This is a genomic window from Dactylosporangium sp. CA-052675, assembly GCF_050947935.1.
In the GTDB taxonomy this organism is placed as follows: Bacteria; Actinomycetota; Actinomycetes; order Mycobacteriales; family Micromonosporaceae; genus Dactylosporangium.
Genome location: NZ_CP192010.1, coordinates 3,091,268 through 3,108,848, shown reverse-complemented (window position 1 = coordinate 3,108,848; position 17,581 = coordinate 3,091,268). Strand labels below are relative to the sequence as shown.

The 17,581-nt window shown below is 71.8% G+C and carries 12 protein-coding genes and 1 tRNA gene; 6 read left to right on the top strand and 7 right to left on the bottom strand.

Annotated elements, in window-relative coordinates:
• Positions 1-195: 195 nt before the first annotated feature.
• Complete coding sequence (locus ACQP1P_RS14140; RefSeq protein ID WP_433086786.1) at positions 196-996, bottom strand: class I SAM-dependent methyltransferase; 801 nt, start codon at positions 994-996, stop codon at positions 196-198.
• Between the two features lie 311 nt (positions 997-1,307).
• Positions 1,308-3,071: a discoidin domain-containing protein gene (locus ACQP1P_RS14135; protein WP_433086784.1), complete on the bottom strand. Its 1,764-nt coding sequence runs from the start codon at positions 3,069-3,071 to the stop codon at positions 1,308-1,310.
• Between the two features lie 145 nt (positions 3,072-3,216).
• Here ACQP1P_RS14135 and ACQP1P_RS14130 point away from each other — a divergent pair, with 145 nt between their 5' ends.
• Positions 3,217-4,653 carry a M1 family metallopeptidase gene (locus ACQP1P_RS14130; protein ID WP_433086782.1) on the top strand — a complete coding sequence of 479 codons (1,437 nt, stop codon included), beginning with the start codon at positions 3,217-3,219 and terminating at the stop codon, positions 4,651-4,653.
• Positions 4,654-5,548: 895 nt separating this feature from the next.
• The gene (locus tag ACQP1P_RS14125) at positions 5,549-5,830 is read left to right on the top strand and encodes a hypothetical protein (protein ID WP_433086780.1); all 282 of its coding nucleotides are present in this window, start codon (positions 5,549-5,551) and stop codon (positions 5,828-5,830) included.
• Here the strand turns inward: ACQP1P_RS14125 and ACQP1P_RS14120 are convergent.
• Both ACQP1P_RS14120 and ACQP1P_RS14115 read right to left on the bottom strand, forming a co-directional pair.
• The gene (locus tag ACQP1P_RS14120; RefSeq protein ID WP_433086778.1) at positions 5,764-6,549 is read right to left on the bottom strand and encodes an alpha/beta fold hydrolase; all 786 of its coding nucleotides are present in this window, start codon (positions 6,547-6,549) and stop codon (positions 5,764-5,766) included. The two genes, ACQP1P_RS14125 and ACQP1P_RS14120, sit on opposite strands and share 67 nt — an antisense overlap.
• Positions 6,550-6,725: 176 nt before the next feature.
• Positions 6,726-9,581: a M36 family metallopeptidase gene (locus ACQP1P_RS14115; protein ID WP_433086776.1), complete on the bottom strand. Its 2,856-nt coding sequence runs from the start codon at positions 9,579-9,581 to the stop codon at positions 6,726-6,728.
• A gap of 453 nt (positions 9,582-10,034) precedes the next feature.
• On the opposite strand from ACQP1P_RS14115, the gene ACQP1P_RS14110 reads away from it, so the two are divergent.
• Positions 10,035-10,676 (top strand): nucleotidyltransferase domain-containing protein, encoded by a 642-nt coding sequence (locus tag ACQP1P_RS14110; RefSeq protein WP_433086774.1) that lies wholly within the window; start codon positions 10,035-10,037, stop codon positions 10,674-10,676.
• Positions 10,677-10,964: 288 nt separating this feature from the next.
• A tRNA-Sec gene (locus ACQP1P_RS14105) sits at positions 10,965-11,060 on the top strand.
• Between the two features lie 31 nt (positions 11,061-11,091).
• Here the strand turns inward: ACQP1P_RS14105 and ACQP1P_RS14100 are convergent.
• Positions 11,092-11,316 (bottom strand): hypothetical protein, encoded by a 225-nt coding sequence (locus tag ACQP1P_RS14100; RefSeq protein WP_433086772.1) that lies wholly within the window; start codon positions 11,314-11,316, stop codon positions 11,092-11,094.
• Between the two features lie 338 nt (positions 11,317-11,654).
• Between ACQP1P_RS14100 and selA the strand changes: the two genes are divergently transcribed.
• On the top strand, positions 11,655-12,926 hold the full coding sequence (gene selA / locus ACQP1P_RS14095; RefSeq protein ID WP_433086770.1) for an L-seryl-tRNA(Sec) selenium transferase: 1,272 nt from the start codon (positions 11,655-11,657) through the stop codon (positions 12,924-12,926).
• Positions 12,927-12,928: 2 nt separating this feature from the next.
• Complete coding sequence (gene selB / locus ACQP1P_RS14090) at positions 12,929-14,794, top strand: selenocysteine-specific translation elongation factor (RefSeq protein WP_433086768.1); 1,866 nt, start codon at positions 12,929-12,931, stop codon at positions 14,792-14,794.
• Positions 14,795-15,154: 360 nt separating this feature from the next.
• On the opposite strand, the gene ACQP1P_RS14085 is transcribed toward selB, so the two are convergent.
• Entirely contained in the window at positions 15,155-16,708 is a 1,554-nt protein-coding gene (locus ACQP1P_RS14085) for an MFS transporter (RefSeq protein WP_433086766.1), read from the bottom strand.
• A 185-nt stretch (positions 16,709-16,893) separates the two neighbouring features.
• On the bottom strand, positions 16,894-17,457 hold the full coding sequence (locus ACQP1P_RS14080; RefSeq protein ID WP_433086764.1) for a Clp protease N-terminal domain-containing protein: 564 nt from the start codon (positions 17,455-17,457) through the stop codon (positions 16,894-16,896).
• Positions 17,458-17,581: the final 124 nt, after the last annotated feature.

The following is a 17,581-nucleotide window of genomic DNA, read 5'->3' as shown; positions in this document are numbered from 1 at the left end:
CCCCGACGTCGCAACTCCGTCCGGCCCGGCACCGGACGAACTCGGCAACGGCTCGGCCTTCATGCCGCTCACCGCCCTGCGTGACGAGACCGCCTCGCACAGAATCTCGGACGCCCCGTGCGATCAACCTGCACGGGGCGCCATTGTGACCCTTCAGCCAGTTCCCCGGCAGGGGCCACGATCGCTGTGCCGACTTCAACCGCGTCGGGCGATCCTCAGCTCCGTCAGGTAGCGCTTGACGATTTGCCCCCCGTATTCCGCGTCGATCAGCCGCGCGATGGAGTTCAGCAGTCCGTTCCGCTGCACGTCCGGCAAGGCTCGATGTCCGGAGTAGGTCAACAGCAGATCCAGGTAGTCAGCTGTCGAGTACGGCAACTCCCACTCGTATCGGTAGAACTTCGCAGGCCCGAATCGCCCCGACGAGGTGAGTTCCCGATCGTCCTCGACGATGTCACGAGCGGTCTCAAGACGCAGACCCGGTGGGGTCGACGGATCGAAGCGCTCGTAGCACTTCTGGATCTCGACGAAGAATGCCTCGGTCCAGGTACCGCCGGCGATGTGGTGGGTTCCCACGGTGGCCAGCACGCCACCGGGACGCAAGGCGTCGGCGGACTTCGACACCCGCACCGCTGGGTCGATCCAGTGAAACGCGGTGGCGGAGAACACCACGTCGAACGGTTCACCGGGCAAGGGCCACTCCTCGAACGCCGCCGTGACGACCTCCACCGCGTCGAACGCGGCAAGATTTCGCCGGGCGACAGCCGCGAGGTCCGGGCCCAACTCGACCGCCACGATGCGGTAGCCCCGCTCGGCCAGGGGCACGGTCGCCTGCCCGGTGCCACAGCCGATCTCCAGCACCCTTGCCCCGGGCGCTACCCCGGCCGCAGCGAGATCATCGAACATCCGCGCCGGGTACCGGGGGCGGGCACGGTCATAGCGTGCAGCGTCATCGTTGAAGGTTTCTCGCAACCTCACGTAGTCATTGCTGTCGCTCACCAACAGAGAGTACGAGCGCAGCTCCTGCGACAGGCACCCAATTCTTGATGCCAGGCAGGGCAGGTTCAGCCGCTCGCTCGCCCGCCCGCCGGCCGATCGTTACTGGAGATTCGCAATAACGTGCTCATTGCACGAGACGCGCAGTGCACGAACGCGCAGTGCGCGAGACGTGCAGTGCGCGAGACGTGCCGTGCGCGAGACGTGCCGTGCGCGAGACGTGCCGTGCGCGAGACGTGCAGTGCGCGAGACGTGCAGTGCGCGAGACGGGGCTCCAGGACGTGGCGAGTCCTGGAGCCCCGTCCCAGCAGCGATCAGCCGAAGACCTGGAACTCCCACAGTGAGTAGCCGTAGGTGGTCGCGCGCTGCGTGCCGTACACGCGCACATAGCGACCCGACCCGGTGACGTTCAGCGTCTGGTTGCCGCCCGCACCCGTCGTGGTGCTGTAGATCGACGTCCAGTTCGTACCGTCGTTCGAGGTCTGGATCTGGAAGGCCTTGGCGTAGGCCGCCTCCCAGTTCAGGTTCACCTTGCTGATGGCCCGCGTGGACCCGAGGTCCACCTGCAGCCACTGCGGGTCACTGAACGCGCTCGACCAGCGGGTTCCGGTGTTACCGTCGGTCGCGGCCGACGCCGGCGTGCCCGCGTTCTCCGTCGACGACGCGGTGGTCGGCCGGCCCTGGGAGATCACGGTGCCGGTCGAGCCGCCGGGCGTGCCGGTCAGGCCGAACTCGTACAGCGAGTACCCGTACGCGGTCGCGCGCTGCGTGCCGTACACGCGCACATAGCGACCCGACCCGGTGACGTTCAGCGTCTGATTGCCGCCCGCACCCGTCGTGGTGCTGTAGATCGACGTCCAGTTCGTCCCGTCGTTCGAGGTCTGGATCTGGAAGGCCTTGGCGTAGGCCGCCTCCCAGTTCAGGTTCACGCTCGTGAGGTTGTACGTCTGGCCGAGGTCGACCTGCAGCCACTGCGGATCGCTGAACGCACTCGACCACCGAGTAGTGGCGTTTCCGTCAGTCGCGGCGGACGCGGGCGTGCCGGCGTTCTCGGTCGAGGAGGCGGTCGTCGGCTTGCCCTGCGCGATGTTGGTGCCGGTCGGGGGCGGGCTGGTCGTGCCGCCGCCCTTCTTGTTGTAGACGGCCACCCAGTCGATGTTCATCTGCGCACCGGAGACGGTGCTCGCGTTCGGGCCGCCACCGAAGGCGTCGGGGAAGCCGCCGCCCATGGCCAGGTCGTAGATGATGAAGAACGGGTGGTGCACGGCGTTGTTCCACGTCGTGGCGTCCACGCGGGTGGCCGGCAGCGTGAAGTAGTTCGCGCCGTCGAGGTACCAGCGGATCTCCTCCGGCGACTTGGACCGGTCGATCTCCACCGCGTACGTGTGGTAGCCGGTCTGGCACCCGGCGCACGCACGCTCGCCGCTGCCGATGCCCGTCGACTCGTTGCACGGGCCGCCGGGGTTCACGCCGCAGTGCAGGGTGCCGAAGACGGAGCTGCGGCCGTTGATGTCCTCGAGGATGTCGATTTCGCCGCTGGTCGGCCACGAAGTGCCGGTCCGCAGTGTCGATCCGAGCATCCAGAACGCGGGCCAGTAGCCGGCACCGTTCGCGGTCGTCACATTCGGCTGCTGGATCGAGGACTCCATGCGCACCACGTCGCCGGCGTCGGCGCCGAACGTGGCGGCCTGGGTCTCGATGCGGCCGGACGTCCAGCCGGCCCGCGGATCGGTACCCGAGTGCAGGGCCCGCAGCACCAGGTGCCCGTTGCCGTCCTGGAAGACGTTGGCCGTGCTGTTCGTCATGGTCTCGATCTCGCCGGTGCCGAAGCTGCTGCCCGGACCGGTGTCGTACTTCCACGTGCCCGTGTTCACCCCGGTGCCCGCGGCACCGTTGAACTCGTCGCTCCACGTCAGCGTGAAGCCGGGCGGCGGTGCGGGCGCGGGGGCGGCCGCGAGCTGGGCGTTGTTCGACGTGCCGGCCTGCGCCACGGCGGTGACGGCGACCAGGGCGAGCGCCGCGGCGGCGGTGACGCCCGCGGCCCAGCGCCGGGCGCGACGGTGTGTTCGAGTGCGCATGGCTCTCCTTGCGATCCTGGCGGGGACTAGAGAGCGCTCTCTCACCCGGCACGCTACTCCTGCCGCACGGTACGGCGTCAAGAGGGTTGCGACTCGGGTTCGCCTATATTGACAGTCATCACTTACTGCTTCCCACGCTGGCCGCATGACCATCCGGTTCCTGACCGCGCTCACCGTCGCGGTCACCACCGCCACCGCCGTCGCCGTCGGGGTCACCGCCCCGGCCGCGTTCGCCACGACCCGGCACCAGGCGCGACCCGACCAGGGCGGCGAGCACGTCCTCGCGGTGCAGCAGCGCACCGCGGACGGCCTGGTCGACACGACCCGGACCCCGGGCCTGGCCGGCTACACCGTCACCCTCACGAGCGACAGCACCGGCGCCTCGTGGAGCGGTCACGAGTCCGTCACGTTCACGAACACCTCGCCGACGACCCTGCCCGAGGTGTACCTGCGGTTGTGGGACAACTACCACGGCACGTGCCCGTCCAGCACGCCGATCACCGTGACCAACGTGACCGGAGGCTCTGCAGGTTCGCTCAGCGTCGGGTGTACGGCTATGAAGATCACGCTGCCCGCCCCGCTCGCTCAGAACGCGACCGCGACGATCGCGTTCGACCTCGCCATCGTGGTGCCCGCGGGGGCCGACCGGTTCGGGCGCGACGGGGCGTACACCTTCATCGGCAACGCGCTTCCGGTGCTCGCGGTGCGCGACGGGGCCGGCTGGCACCTCTCGCCGTACACGAACAACGGCGAGTCGTTCTACAGCCTCATCAGCGACTTCGACGTCACACTCGATCACCCGACGTCCATCTCGGTGCCCGCGACCGGCACGTCGACGGACACGCCGGGCACGACCGGACGCACGATCACGCGCGCTTCGGCGGCGAACGTGCGCGATTTCGCCTGGGCGGCGGGTCCGTTCACGAAGACCACCGGCGTGTCCCCGGGCGGATACCGCGTCAACGTGTACCGCACCAGCGCGATCAGCGCCGCCAGCGCCAGTTCGATGCTCAGCACGGCGATGGGCGCGCTCGACGCGCACTCGCAGCGCTTCGGGGCGTACCCGTACGGCGAGGCCGATGTGGTGCTGGACAACAACTTCTGGTTCGGCGGGATGGAGTACCCGGGCTTCGTGCTCGACGTGGTGTCGAGCAACGCCCTCGCGCACGAGCTCGCGCACCAGTGGTTCTACGGGATCGTGGGCGACGACGAATACACGACACCGTGGCTCGACGAGGCGTTCACGGACTACGCCACGGACCTGTACTTCAACAAGACCGGCACCAACTGCTGGAACTCGGTGACGTGGCAGTCCTCGAGCGAGCGGCTGACCAGCTCGATGGCCTACTGGGACGCGCACTCGTCCCGCTACTCGACCGTCATCTACGGATACGGCAAGTGCGCACTGCACGACCTGCGCCGCACCCTCGGCACGACGGCCATGACCAACCTGATGTTCAATTACGCGCAGTCACACTGGTACGGCGTCTCGACGGTGCCCGACTTCAAGGCGGCAGCTCAGGCGGCGGCCGGCTCGACGAGCCTGTCCTCGTTCTGGACGACCCACCGCATCGACGGCTGATCGCTGGGGGGGTTCCGGCCTCGCGTCACATGGCTCACACGGCTAGCCACTGACCGTCGCCTCCGCGAGCGCGGTGGGTACCTCGGGGCAGGCCACGCTCAGCGGCGGCGGAATGCGGTCGGCGGTGGCAGCGCTAGGCACGGTGCAGCGCCCACGATCGGCGGCGGAGTGCGGTCAGCGGCGACAGCGCTGGCACAGCCGGCGTGGTGCGGCGCCGACGCTCGACGCAGCGGAACGCGGCCGGCGGCAGCAGCGCTAGCAGAGGCGGCATGGTGCAGCGCCGGCGATCGGCGGCGGAGTGCGGTCAGCGGCGACAGCGCTGGCACAGCCGGCGTGGTGCGGCGCCGACGGCGGCAGCGCAGCGCCGGCGATCGGCGCCGCGAGCGTCATCCCGCTCGCCGTCACCGACGGGCTCGGCCCCGGCCACACCGAGCCGGCAGTCGGCGCAGAGCTGTCGGAGCCGACTCAGCGCCGTCGGCGCAAGCTCACCGCAGTCGGTCGACGGCGGTGCCGTGCCGGTGCCGAGGACCGGCCCACTCCGCCGGGCGAAGCCGCCCAGCTTCGCGCGGCAAGGGCCGGTCCGCGCCCGGGCCGCACATGGACAGCGACACACTCCGGATGACCCGAGACCCAGCTACCAGTCCCGCTCGCTACGGCCAGTGCACCCTCCGATCCCCAGTAAGCAGGAAATCAGTCGAGGTCGCCATGGCTAGGGCGCCCTTCGACCCCACGGACCCGCCCGCTCCGCCCTGGAGATCTCCGACGCCGTGGCCACCGCCGCACCGCACGACGTCGTCACCGCCGCCCTGGAGATCTCCGACGCCAAGGCCACCGCCGCGCCGCAGGACGCGGCCTTCGCCGCCCCGCAGGACGTGGCCACCGCCGTGCGCACGCCGTGGTCACCGCCGCCCCGCACGAGGTGGCCACCGCCGCGCCGCAGGACGCGGCCTTCGCCGCCCCGCAGGACGTGGTCACCGCCGCGCCGCACGAGGTGGCCACCGCCGCGCCGCACGAGGTGGCCACCGCCGCGCCGCACGAGGTGGTCGCCGCCGCGCCGCAGGACGTGGTCGCCGCCGCGCCGCAGGACGTTGTCGACGCGGCCGAGCCGAATCAGTCCGGCTCGCTCAGGAACTCCTCCACCAGGCCGGGCAGCGACGGCGCCGCCGTGATGTCGTAGTGCGTGCGCCCCGGGATGATCGCCAGCCGCGACGCGACCCGCTTCGAGGCGTCCCAGTCCGCGTCACGCAGGCCGCCGCCGAGCAGCGCGTAGAACTCGGCCGCGTGGGCGGGCGCGATCGAGTCGGCGTCGGCGTAGACGAGCATGGTCCGCGCCTGAATCCGGGCCGCCTCCGGGGACCAGTCGTAGTCGCGCCGCAGCAGTTCGCCGAGCCGCGTCCCGAGCACCGGCCAGTCCTCGACCCGCGGCGCGACCCGGGCATAGGCCGCGTACAACGGCGACGCCTTCATCCCCTCCGCCGCCTCCGGCCCGAGCTGCGCCATCCCGGCCAGCACCTCCGGGAACCAGCCCGAGCGCCGCACCGGCGTCGAGATCGCGATCAGCCGCCGCACGACGTCGGGGTGCTGTATCGCGACTCGGATCGCGGTGCCGGCGCCGAGGGAGTATCCGAGCACGTCGGCGCGGCCGAGTCCGAGATGCGAGATCAGCGCGGCGACGTCGTCGGCGCAGGTCTCGTACCGAAGCGGCCGATCGGTCACGGGTGTGTGCCCGTGCCCCTGCAACTCGACGGCGACGACCCGCCGTCGCCGCGCCAGGGCGGGCAGGAACGCCCCGAACATCTCGATGGTCCAGAACCCGCCGTGCAGCAGCACGAGCGGCTCACCCTCGCCGTGTTCCTCGTACCACAGCGAGACCCCGTTCACCTCGGCATACGTCATGCGCCGAACCTATCCTCGCGTGACCCCGCCACGCTCCCGGACGAGTGGCGACCACCGGTCCGGGGACGGCTGTTGTGCTTCATGGCCGGGACCCTACTCGTGGGGTACGACAAAAAACGCCCGAGCACGAGCGGGCCCCGCCGGCGTGTGCCGGCGGGGCCCTGGAACCGTGCTGGCTACTGCCCCGGCGTGATGTTGCCGCTGGAGCCGAAGACCTGCACCTCGGCGATGCGGACCTCGTCGCGGAACTGGCTGTTGGTAGCGCAGTCCGTGTTCGCCCGCGGGTCGTTGTCCTGCTCGCCGGCGTAGAACGGGTTGCCGGTGCACTGGCTGGACAGCACGACCACACGCACGTGCGTGGCCAGCGTCGGGTGGATGTCGAAGGTGCGCAGGTTCAGCTGCGGCGCCACCGGACGCCAGGCGCCGCCCGGGAAGGCGTCGTCATTGCTGCGGTACGCCTGCTTGAAGTTCGAATCCTTGCTGCAGTCGGCCTTCGTGGCGTCACAGGTGAGCACCGCGAAGGAGCGCAGGGCGCTGAACCGGTTCTGGTTCTGCGTGCTGGCGTCGACGTCGCCCCGCAGGGCCGGGCGCAGCAGGGCGCTGACGTTGAGCGACTGGACGTTGACCGGCTTGTCGCCGGCCAGGTCGATCGTGACCTGCTTGCCGGCCACGCCGTTGACCGACGCCCAGTTGGTGCCCTCGGTCTCGTCGTTGATCTTGTCGAGGTTGACGCCGTCACCGGTCGCCACCGCGCCCAGCGCCGAGGAGGCCACGTTCTGCGGCAGCTTCAGCTTCAGGTCCTGCGCCTTGCCGGGCTTGAAGGAAGCGGTGAACTTCTGGCTGCCGAAGCCCTTGCCGTTGACCAGGAAGTGGAACTCGGTGTTGGGCAGGATCTGGAACGTGTCCGGCAGCGGCGTCGACGGGTCGGTGTCGGCCACGGGGGTCGCCCGGGCCTCGTAGTCGCCGACGTACAGCGTGACGTTCGCACCGGTGGAGCCGGCCATCGGCCGCAGGGTCACGGTCGCGTTCTGGGCGTACGGCGAGTGGAAGCTCGGCGTCGGGTCGGTGTCCGACGGAGCGCCCGTCGCACCCTCACCCAGGCCGGACTCCGCGAAGCCCTTCCAGATGATGTCCTGGTTGGCCCCGTTGAAGCGGACCAGGTCGGCGGCCAGCATGTTGTCGCGCATGCTGGTCATCGTGGCGCCACTCGCCGCCTGCAGCAGGAACGAGTCGAACATCAGCTGGATCCAGCGCCGGTTGCCCGGGCAGGACGCCACGTCGGTGGCGCCGTCGGCGCACTGCTGCTGCAACTCGGGGGTGCCGAGGCCGTAGCGGCCGACGAACTCCTTACGGACACGCAGGTTCGTGGCGACCCAGATCTCGCCGTCGGCGTGGACCTCGGGGCCGACCAGGTCGAAGCCGAAGTCCGAGTAGTTCAGCGGGCTCTTGCTGGCGTCGTAGTCGCGGATGCCCTCGTGCACGTTGCCCGTGACGTAGGCGCCCGTGACGAACTCGGTGTCGCCGGGAGCGCGCAGGCCGTTCTCGAACAGGTACTCGGCGGCGACGAGGTCACTCCACGCCTCGCCCATCGAGCCACCCTGGGCGCCGGAGATGCCGCTGTTCGGGCCGGCGATCATGCGGTTGGTGATCGCGTGGGTGTACTCGTGCCCGATGACGGTCATGTCGTAGTCGCCGTCAACGCACGGCGGGTACGCCGAGCCGGCCACCGGCTGCCACAGGTACATGTTGGTCGTCGACGTCGCACCGTCGCGGCCCGTGCTCTGGTTGGCGTTGTTGCGGCTGCCGCTCAGGGCGCCGGACTGCGCGCGACCCTGCTCCGGGTCGTTGCCCAGGCCGCCGGGCTGGGTGTTCACGACCTGCATGTTCCACGCGGCCTCGGTGAAGCCCAGGCGGTAGCTGAAGTCGTGCATCGCGTTGTGCATGCCGAAGAGGTTCGACACCGCCGCGTCCGCGTCGTTGCGCGTCGCCGAGGTGAAGACGTCGGGGTTGCACTTGGACTCGTGCCACTGGTCGGTGAACGCGTAGTTGTAGTTGCGGTCGGTCCGGGTGGCCGCCGGGAAGGCCGCCACGCCACCGCCCCACGACACCAGGTTGTTGGCCGAGTTGCCCGACGAGGTGAAGGTCGGCTGCCCGGTGAGCTGGTTGACGTCCCAGGCCTTGCCCGACGCGGCGTCCCGCACGGTCTTGACGCAGTTGAGCGCCGGCGTGAAGCACCACGTCACGCGCGAGTCGGTGCCCGCCGTGACCGTCTGCGGCGCGGTGGTCGGGAAGACGGCCCAGGTCGGGTTGTCGGAGTCGAAGTCGACCATGTCCTCACGGATGAGGATCTCGCCGGTCCGCGCGTCGACGAAGGTCGAGTACGCGGTGGGGTTGTCGGGGTCGTTCGAGACCAGGCTGATCTGGTACGCGGCGCGCGGCCCGCCGTCCGGGGTGGGCACGGCGACCTCGATCACGTCGGGCGCGCCGATCTGGCCGGCCGTGAGCCCGGCGTCGGCCAGGGCCGCGGCGACCGCGTCGGACGCCGACAGCGTCGCCGGCTCGGGCGCGGTGGTGTCGCGCGAGAGCGAGGACGTGACCCAGACGACGTTGCCCTTGTTGAGCAGGATCGACACGAGCCCGTCGTGGCCCGCCGGCAGGTTGCCGAAGCGCTGCTGCAGCTGCACGACGGTGCCGGTGCCGAGCGCCTGGACGAGGATCGGCTGCATCGCGTCGACGGCCGGGGCGTCGAGCGCGTACAGCTCGTGGTTGTCGAGCAGGTACTTGCGGGCCGCGGCGACCGGGTCGCCGGTCAGGCCGGTGGCCAGGGCCTTGTCCGGGCCGACGGCCTCGGGCTCGCCGAGGGCGTTCCAGCGGACCTTCGCGGCACCGACCTTGTCGGCGGCCGCCTGCTGCTTCGCGGTCGGCCCCTTGCCGCCGCGGCGGTTGTCGACGTCACGCGGGCCGTGGCCCTCGACGTCGTGGGCTTTTCCGGGGTTCGGCTTGGGATCGGCGGCGGCAGGCGCGGCGGTCACCGCGCTCGTCGCCACGACGGCGGCGGCAGTGAACGCGGCTAGCGTCCTGCCCCGCCAGCGCCTGGGGTTCAACCCAGATTTGCGCACGATCGGTTCTCCTCTTGTTCGATGGGGGCGCGTGTTGCTTCCAGGGGGGCGCCAAGTGGATCTCATAGGGCCTATCACGGCCCGGCGCAGGCACACCAGGCTGCGCGGATGCGGGTCCACAATGGACGGGAACGCGACAGTTCCGCCTAACGGGAGAACTTCCGTCGGCGCTTCGGGCGACAACGGGCATATCGATCAAGAGGCCTGCCCGGCGATGTACCGGCACTTCCGGACACAGCGTGATCTGGGTGAATGTTCACCAATCGCAATGAGCGACATTCGTACCATAAGCCGAGGTATGGGCAGCCAATTGCGCCGCTATTCGAAATGCTACCTGGCCGATCGATATATGCCATCATTTGCAAGGTGTACGGCCAGCTGCCCGCCGGGGGCATCCAGTTGTCAGCCGCCGAGATCGACGCCCTGCCCGCCCGGTGGTCGTCGTGCTGGACCCCGGCCGAGGTCGCGCACCACCTGGCCGGCACCGTCACGCCCTGGTGCGTGGCCGCGGGCTGGGCGCTGGACCTGTTCCTCGGCCGGCAGACACGCGAGCACGGGGACATCGAGATCGCGATCCCCGCCGCGGCCTTTCCCGAGGTCCGCGACCGCTTCCCCGGATACGTCTTCGACGCGGTGTCCAGCGGCCGAATCTGGCAGAACGCCACCTCTGACGTACTGGCGGCGACGCACCAGACCTGGCTGCGCGACCCCGCCACCGGCGACTACCTGCTCGACGTGTTCCGCGAGCCGCACGACGACGACACGTGGATCTGCCGACGCGACGAGAAGATCCGGCTGCCGTACCGTGACGTCGTCCTGCACACCCGGGACGGCATCCCGTACCTCGCGCCCGAGCTGGTCCTGCTCTTCAAGGCCAAACACGCCCGCCCCAAGGACCAGTCGGACTTCGACGAGACCGTCCCGCACATGACCCCGGCCCGGCGCGGGGCCTTGGCCGAGCTGCTGTCCCGGGTACATCCGGGACATCCGTGGCTCACGCGTCTCTGAGGCGCCGCGTCTCCTCACGCGCCGCGTCCCCTCACGCGCCGCGTCTCCTCACGCGCCGCGTCTCCTCACGCGCCGCGTCTCCTCGGGCGCCGCGTCTCCTCGGGCGCCGCGTCTCCTCGGGCGCCGCGTCTCCTCGGGCGCCGCGTCTCTGAGGCGCCGCGTCTCCTCACGCGCCGCGTCCCCTCACGCGCCGCGTCACCTCACGCGCCGCGTCCCCTCACGCGCCGCGTCTCCTCGGGCGCCGCGTCTCTGCGGCGTCGTGCCGCTCGGACGGCTACAGTGGGCGACGGAGGCGTGCGGGCGGCTGGTGCCCCTCCCAGTCTTCAAAACTGGTGTGGTCCGGAATCCGGGCCAGGCGGGTTCGATTCCCGTCCGTCTCCGCCAACCGGCACCAGCCCGGGCGCCGTCCGCACGGTCAGGTCTCCTCGCGGCGGGGTGAGCCGGGCAGGGTGACCAGGCCCAGCCGTTCCAGGCGCGCCCAGATGCCCCCGCGTGTGCGGCCGAACTCCTCCATCAGCTCCTGCACCGGGGCACCGTCCCGGTGGCGCCGTTTCAGGCGCTCGTCGTCGGCCTTGCTCCACGAGCGGTACGCGTTCGGGTAGCGCAGCCGGAGCTTGTCGAAACCATGGCCCTTCGGCACAGCGAGTCCTCCTTGCCCGCAGGCGTGTCAGCCACGCCGACGCATTGGGCGTCGGCTGTGGATTCCGGATGACAACGGACGAGCCGTACCGCTACGAGCGCTGCTCCCACCGAGCCGGCGCCGCGGCCAGCAGCACGCCGCCGCCGTGCCCAGGCACCGGCCGGCCCGGGCCATGACGCCGGCGGCGCACGCTCGTCGATGTCACAAGCAGCATGCAGGCCGTCACCGAACCCGCGCCAGATTCGGTTGGAGCCTGTGGATAACTCCGCGCTGTTAGCGTTGACTCGGCTACACATGACGCGTTGACCAACGGAACCTTCCGGAGAGTGGGGGCTGACGTGGATCCGCGCAGGGCGGTGCCCAGGACCGACACGGTGCTCGATGACCCGCGCCTGGCCGGGTTCCCGCGCGACCGGGCCCGAGCGGTCGTGCGCGAGGAGCTCGACCGCGTCCGCCGGGGTGAGCTCGAGCCGGGCGAGGTGGTCGGGGCGGCCGAGCGGCGGCTACGCCGGACGCACAGCATGCGGGCCGTGCTCAACGCGACCGGTGTGGTGCTGCACACCAACCTGGGGCGGGCCGCGCTGTCGCCGGGGGCGGTGCGGGCGATCGTCGACGCCGCCGGGCCCACCGACGTGGAGCTCGACCTGGAGACCGGCCGGCGGGCGCGGCGCGGGCGGGGCGCCCTGGACGCGCTGGCGGAGGCGGTTCCGGGAGCACAGGGCGTACACCTGCTGAACAACGGTGCCGCCGCGCTGGTGCTGGCGGCCACGGGATTGGCGCAGGGACGCGAGATCGTCGTCAGCCGCGGCGAGCTCGTCGAGATCGGCGACGGGTTCCGGCTGCCGGATCTGCTCGTGTCGACGGGCGCGCGGCTGCGTGAGGTGGGCACGACCAACCGCACGTCGCTGGAGGACTATCGCGCGGCGCTGGGGCCGCAGACCGGTTTCATCCTCAAGGTTCACCCGTCGAACTTCTTCCAGCGCGGGTTCGTCGCATCGGTAGCGGTGGGCGCACTCGCGACCCTCGACGCCCCACTCGTCGTGGACATCGGATCCGGGCTCCTGCGGCCGGATCCGCTGCTGCCCGAGGAGCCCGACGCCGCCTCGGTGCTGCGCGACGGGGCCGACCTGGTGACGGCCAGCGGGGACAAGCTGCTCGGCGGGCCGCAGGCGGGGCTGCTGCTCGGGCGGGCCGACCTGGTCGAACGGCTCCGGCGGCACCCGCTCGCCCGGGCGCTGCGCGTCGACAAGCTCACCCTCGCCGCGCTGGAGGCGACACTGCTCGGGCCGGAGACGCCCACATGGCGCGGGCTGCGCGCGGACGTCGACCGGCTCCGGCAGCGGGCAGAGGCGATCCGGCAGGAGCTCGGCGGCCTCGACGCCGAGATCGTGGACTGTGCGGCGGTCGTGGGCGGCGGCGGGGCGCCCGCGGTCGAGCTGGCGTCGGCGGCGCTGGCGCTGCCGGCCGAGCTGGCGCGGCCGCTGCGGCTCGGTGACCCGCCCGTGCTCGGCCGGGTCGAGCGGGACCGCCTGCTGCTCGACCTGCGCTGCGTGCCGGAGTCGGAGGACAAGGTCGTGGCGGCGGCGGTGCTCCGAGCGGCGGGTCGCTGATCATGTGGGTCGTCGCCACCGCCGGCCACGTCGACCACGGCAAGTCCACGCTCGTGCGGGCGCTGACCGGGATGGAGCCCGACCGCTGGGCCGAGGAGCGCCGCCGCGGGATGACCATCGACCTCGGCTTCGCCTGGACGCGGCTGCCGTCCGGGCAGACGGTCGCGTTCGTGGACGTGCCCGGGCACGAGCGGTTCGTGCCGAACATGCTCGCCGGCGTCGGCCCGGTGCCGGCCGCCATGCTCGTCGTCGCCGCCGACGAGGGGTGGAAGCCGCAGACCACCGAGCACCTGGCGGCGCTGGAGGCGCTCGGCGTCCGGCATCTGCTCCTGGTCATCAGCCGCGCGGACCTCGCGGATCCCGGCCCGGCCACGCGGCAGGCCCTCGACCACCTGGCGTCCTCCGGCTCCGGCTCCGGCTCCGGCAAGGCGGCCGCGGACAGCGGAACCCACGAGCGCCGCACGGTCGAAGCGGTCGCGGGCACCGGCGCCAACGAGCGCGGCACGGTCGAAGCGGTCGCGGACAGCGGGTTCCACGAACACCGCACGGTCGAAGCGGTCGCGGTCAGTGCCGTCACCGGGGCCGGCCTCGACGAGCTGCGCGCCGCGCTGGATCGTCTCGGCTCCGCCCTCCCGCCGCCCGACCTCGACGCGCCCGTGCGGCTGTGGATCGACCGCGCGTTCACCATCCGCGGCAGCGGCACCGTGGTCACGGGCACGCTGGGGGCGGGGCGCCTGACCACGGACGCCGATCTGGAGCTGCATTCGGCTCCGGTACGGGTACGAGCCCTGCAGTCCCTCGGCTCCCCCGTGTCCACAGTGGACGCCGTGGCCCGCGTCGCCGTGAATCTGCGCGGCGTCGAGCGCACGGTGATCGCCCGCGGCGACGCGCTCGTCTCCCCCGGCCGGTTCGTCTTCACCGACCTGATCGACGTGCGCGTCCACGGCGATCCGGTGGCCGAGCTGCCGGCCTCGGTCGTGTTCCACATCGGCTCGGCGGCGGTCGCGGCCCGGGTCCGCCCGCTCGGCCCCGACACCGCCCGCCTGCGCCTGGCCCGGCTGCTGCCGTTGCACCTGGGCGACCGGGCGCTGCTGCGCGACCCGGGCCTGCACCGGGTGCCGGGCGGCGTGACGGTCCTGGATGTCGCCCCGCCCTCGCTCACCCGCCGCGGCGCCGCGGCCGCGCGCGCCAAGGAGCTGTCCACGATGGACGGCCGCCCCTCCCTCGCCGGTGAACTCCGGCGCCGCCGCATCGTCGACGCCGACACCCTGCTCCGGATGGGCGTTCCCGACCCGGGCAGCGGCTGGCTGATCGACCCGGCCTACGAGTCCGAGCTGCGGGCCGGGTTGATCTCGGAGGTCCGGGCGTACGCCGAGCAGCACCCCGTCGAGCCCGACCCGCCCGTGGACGTCGTACGCCGCCGCCTGGGACTGCCCGACCGCTCCCTCGTGGAACGGCTCCTGTCGCCACCCCTCACGATTCGCGAAGGCCGGATCGGCACCGGCGCGGGGCTGCCGGCGAAACTGGCCCGGGCCGTGGACGCCGTCCGCGCGGACCTGGCCGCGCACCCGTTCGCCGCCCCGGAGGCCGACCGCCTGGCGTCGCTCGGGCTCGGCGCGAAGGAGCTCGGGGCCGCGTCGAAGGCGGGCCTGCTGCTGCGCATCGCGGACGGCGTCGTCCTGCTGCCGGACGGCCCGTCGACGGCCTTGGAGCGCCTCGCGACCCTGCCGCAGCCGTTCACGCTGAGCGAGGCGCGGCAGAGCCTGGGCACGACTCGGCGCGTGGCGGTGCCGCTGCTGGAGTTCCTGCACCGCCGGGGTGCCACGAGACGCACCGAGGACGGGAGGCACACCGTCACGGACAACTGACCGCCAGACCCACGATCACGCATGTTCTTCTCCCGCTACGCCAGCTGCGTCCACCCGGCGAGCGCGGCACGTCACCGAGCAGCCTCCGCAGTGTCCCGCGCCCGGAAGTCGCGCAGCGTGCGGGCCCGGCGGACTGAACGCCAGACCCACGATCACGCCCGGCGAGCGCGGCACGTCACCGAGCAGCCTCCGCAATGTCCCGCGCCCGGAAGTCGCGCAGCGTGCGGGCCCGGCGGACTGAACGCCAGACCCACGATCACGCCCGGCGAGCGCGGCACGTCACCGAGCAGCCTCCGCAATGTCCCGCGCCCGGAAGTCGCGCAGCGTGCAGGCCCGGCGGACTGAACGCCAGACCCACGATCACGCCCGGCGAGCGCGGCACGTCACCGCGGCGTCCGCGGTGTCCGCGGTGTCCCGGGCCGGGAAGTCGCGCAGCGTGCGGGCCTCGGTGGCCAGCAGGGGAAGGGGGGCGACGACGTAGACGACAGCGAGTATCCACATGGCCGGCCGGATGCCCAGCGTCGAGGCCAGCAGCCCGGCGGTCGCCGCGCCGAACGGGATGGTGCCGAACACGAAGATCCGCGATGCCGCGGTGACCCGGCCGAGCAGGTGTGCGGGCACGAAGCTGCCGCGGAACGTCATGGTCATCACGTTCGACATCGTGGCTCCGGCCAGTGCGAGGAAGGAGCCCGCCGCGAACAGCGTCAGGCGCCAGCCGTGACCGCCGAGCGGCAGCAACAGCACGAACGGGGCGGCCGCGACGTTCGCCGCCAGGTACGTGCGGGCGCTGCCGAAGCGGCGGGACGCGGGCGAGGCGAGTGCGGCCCCGAGGATGGCGCCGAGGCTGCCCACGCCGATCACCAGGCCCGCGGTGCCCGGTGCGGTCCCCTCGGCACGGACCAGGAAGACGACGCGCAGGGCGGTGATGCCCAGCATCGCGAAGTTGGTCACCGCCGCCACCACGAGCATGGCCTGCAGCAGGCGCCCGCGCAGGATGAAGCCGATGCCCTCGGCGACCTGGCGCAGCATGCCCGGCCGATCACCCGCAGACGCGCGCGGCTCACCACCCGCAGACGCACGCAACTGACCACCCGCAGACGCGCGAGGCTGACCACCCACAGACGCGGGCGGCCCACCACCCACAGACGCGCGCGGCCGATCACCCGCGGACGGGCGCGACTGACCACCCACGGACGCACACGGCCCACCACCCACAGACGCGCGAGGCCGATCACCCACAGACGCGGGCGGCCCACCACCCACAGACGCGCGAGGCTGATGACCCGCGGACGCGGGCGGGTGATCGCCCGTGAGCGGCTGCGGATCCGGGCCGGACCGCAGGCCGAGCAGGCAGGCCGCCGACACCAGGAAGGTGACGGCGTCGACCAGTACTCCGCTGACCGCGCCGGTCGCCTCGGCCAGCAGCCCGCCGAGGCCCGGGCCGACGACCAGGGCGACCGACGCGCTGGTCTGCAGCCTGGCGTTGCCCTCCATGAGGTCCTCGGCGCCGACGAGACTTGGCAGGAACGCGTTGAACGCCACGTTGGCGAAGACGCCGGCGGCCCCGGCTAGCAACGCGGCCACCACCAGCATCGTCGCGCTCAGCGCGCCGGCCCAGGCCGCGAGGGGGACGGCGACGAGTACCGCCGCCGAGGCGATGTCGGCGACCAGCAGCGTGCGGCGCCGCGGCCAGCGGTCGACCCAGACGCCGACCGGCAGCCCGATCAGCAGCCACGGCAACCAGGTGGCGGCGGTGAGCAGGGCGACCATGGCCGGGCCGGCGTGCAAGGTGGAGACGGCCACCAGCGGCAGCGCCACCGTCGAGATCGCGGAGCCGACCGCGCTGGTGGACTGCCCGACCCACAGCAGGGCGAAGTTCCGCGTCCGCAGCAGCCCGCCGACGGGGCGCCTCATGGGCTGAGCGGCCGTTGCCTCAGACCATCGATCACCTGGGCAGCATCACACGACGGGCGCGGGACCGTCGATCGCATTAAGCAGCAGGAGCATGAGCACGAGCAAGACAAGCAGAAGAAGCGAGACAAGCAGAAGAAGCAGAAGAAGCACGAGAAGCGCGAGAGGAGCAGGAGCGGCGGTTGGGACTACGGGCCGCTCCAGATGCACAGGGCCAGCACGACGGCGAGCGCGACGACGGCGATCGCGATCGTGTAGGCCGGGGGCAGGCCCGGCTGCTTGCCGCCCGTCAGGTTGGCCCGCGCCGCCTTCCACTCGCGGCGGTCCTTCGCCGACGGTGTCTCCGCCGGCTTCTCCAGGTGCGTGCCCCCGGCCAGGCGCGCCAGCAGTTCGTCCACCGCCTCCCGCGTCGCGCCGCGCTCGGCGAGCCAGTCGGAGGCCGAGGAGGTGCGGACCAGGGCGGCCAGGAGGTGTTCGGTGCCGATGTGCTCGGCGCCCGACTCCAGGGCCACGCGCAACGACTGCTCCAGCACCGCCTTGGTCGCCGGGTCGAACGGGGTCTCCGTCGTGGAGGGCGGCAGGTCGGCGGCGGGCCACGGGTCGGTCCAGATCGCCGCCGCGTTGCCGGCGCGGTGGGCGTGCAGGGCCTGGGCCAGGTCCATCGGGGAGATGGTGGTGCGGCCGTCGGCGGTGGCGAACGAGGGCAGCCGGGCGATCACGGCACGGGCATCGGTCGTGAAACGGGAGAACACGAAAGACCTTTCTACCCCAGCCCGAAAAGCCCGCCGGCCGCACGGGCATCGGTCGCGAAACGGCAGAACACGAAAGACCTTTCTACCCCAGCCCGAAAAGCCCGGCAGCCGCACGGGCATCGGT

Excerpts from the sequence above, each read along its gene's own strand:
- ACQP1P_RS14135 (WP_433086784.1), bottom strand. The coding sequence starts at position 3,071 with ATGCGCACTCGAACACACCGTCGCGCCCGGCGCTGGGCCGCGGGCGTC.
- ACQP1P_RS14130 (WP_433086782.1), top strand. The coding sequence starts at position 3,217 with ATGACCATCCGGTTCCTGACCGCGCTCACCGTCGCGGTCACCACCGCC.
- ACQP1P_RS14120 (WP_433086778.1), bottom strand. The coding sequence starts at position 6,549 with ATGACGTATGCCGAGGTGAACGGGGTCTCGCTGTGGTACGAGGAACAC.
- selB (WP_433086768.1), top strand. The coding sequence starts at position 12,929 with ATGTGGGTCGTCGCCACCGCCGGCCACGTCGACCACGGCAAGTCCACG.
- ACQP1P_RS14085 (WP_433086766.1), bottom strand. The coding sequence starts at position 16,708 with ATGAGGCGCCCCGTCGGCGGGCTGCTGCGGACGCGGAACTTCGCCCTG.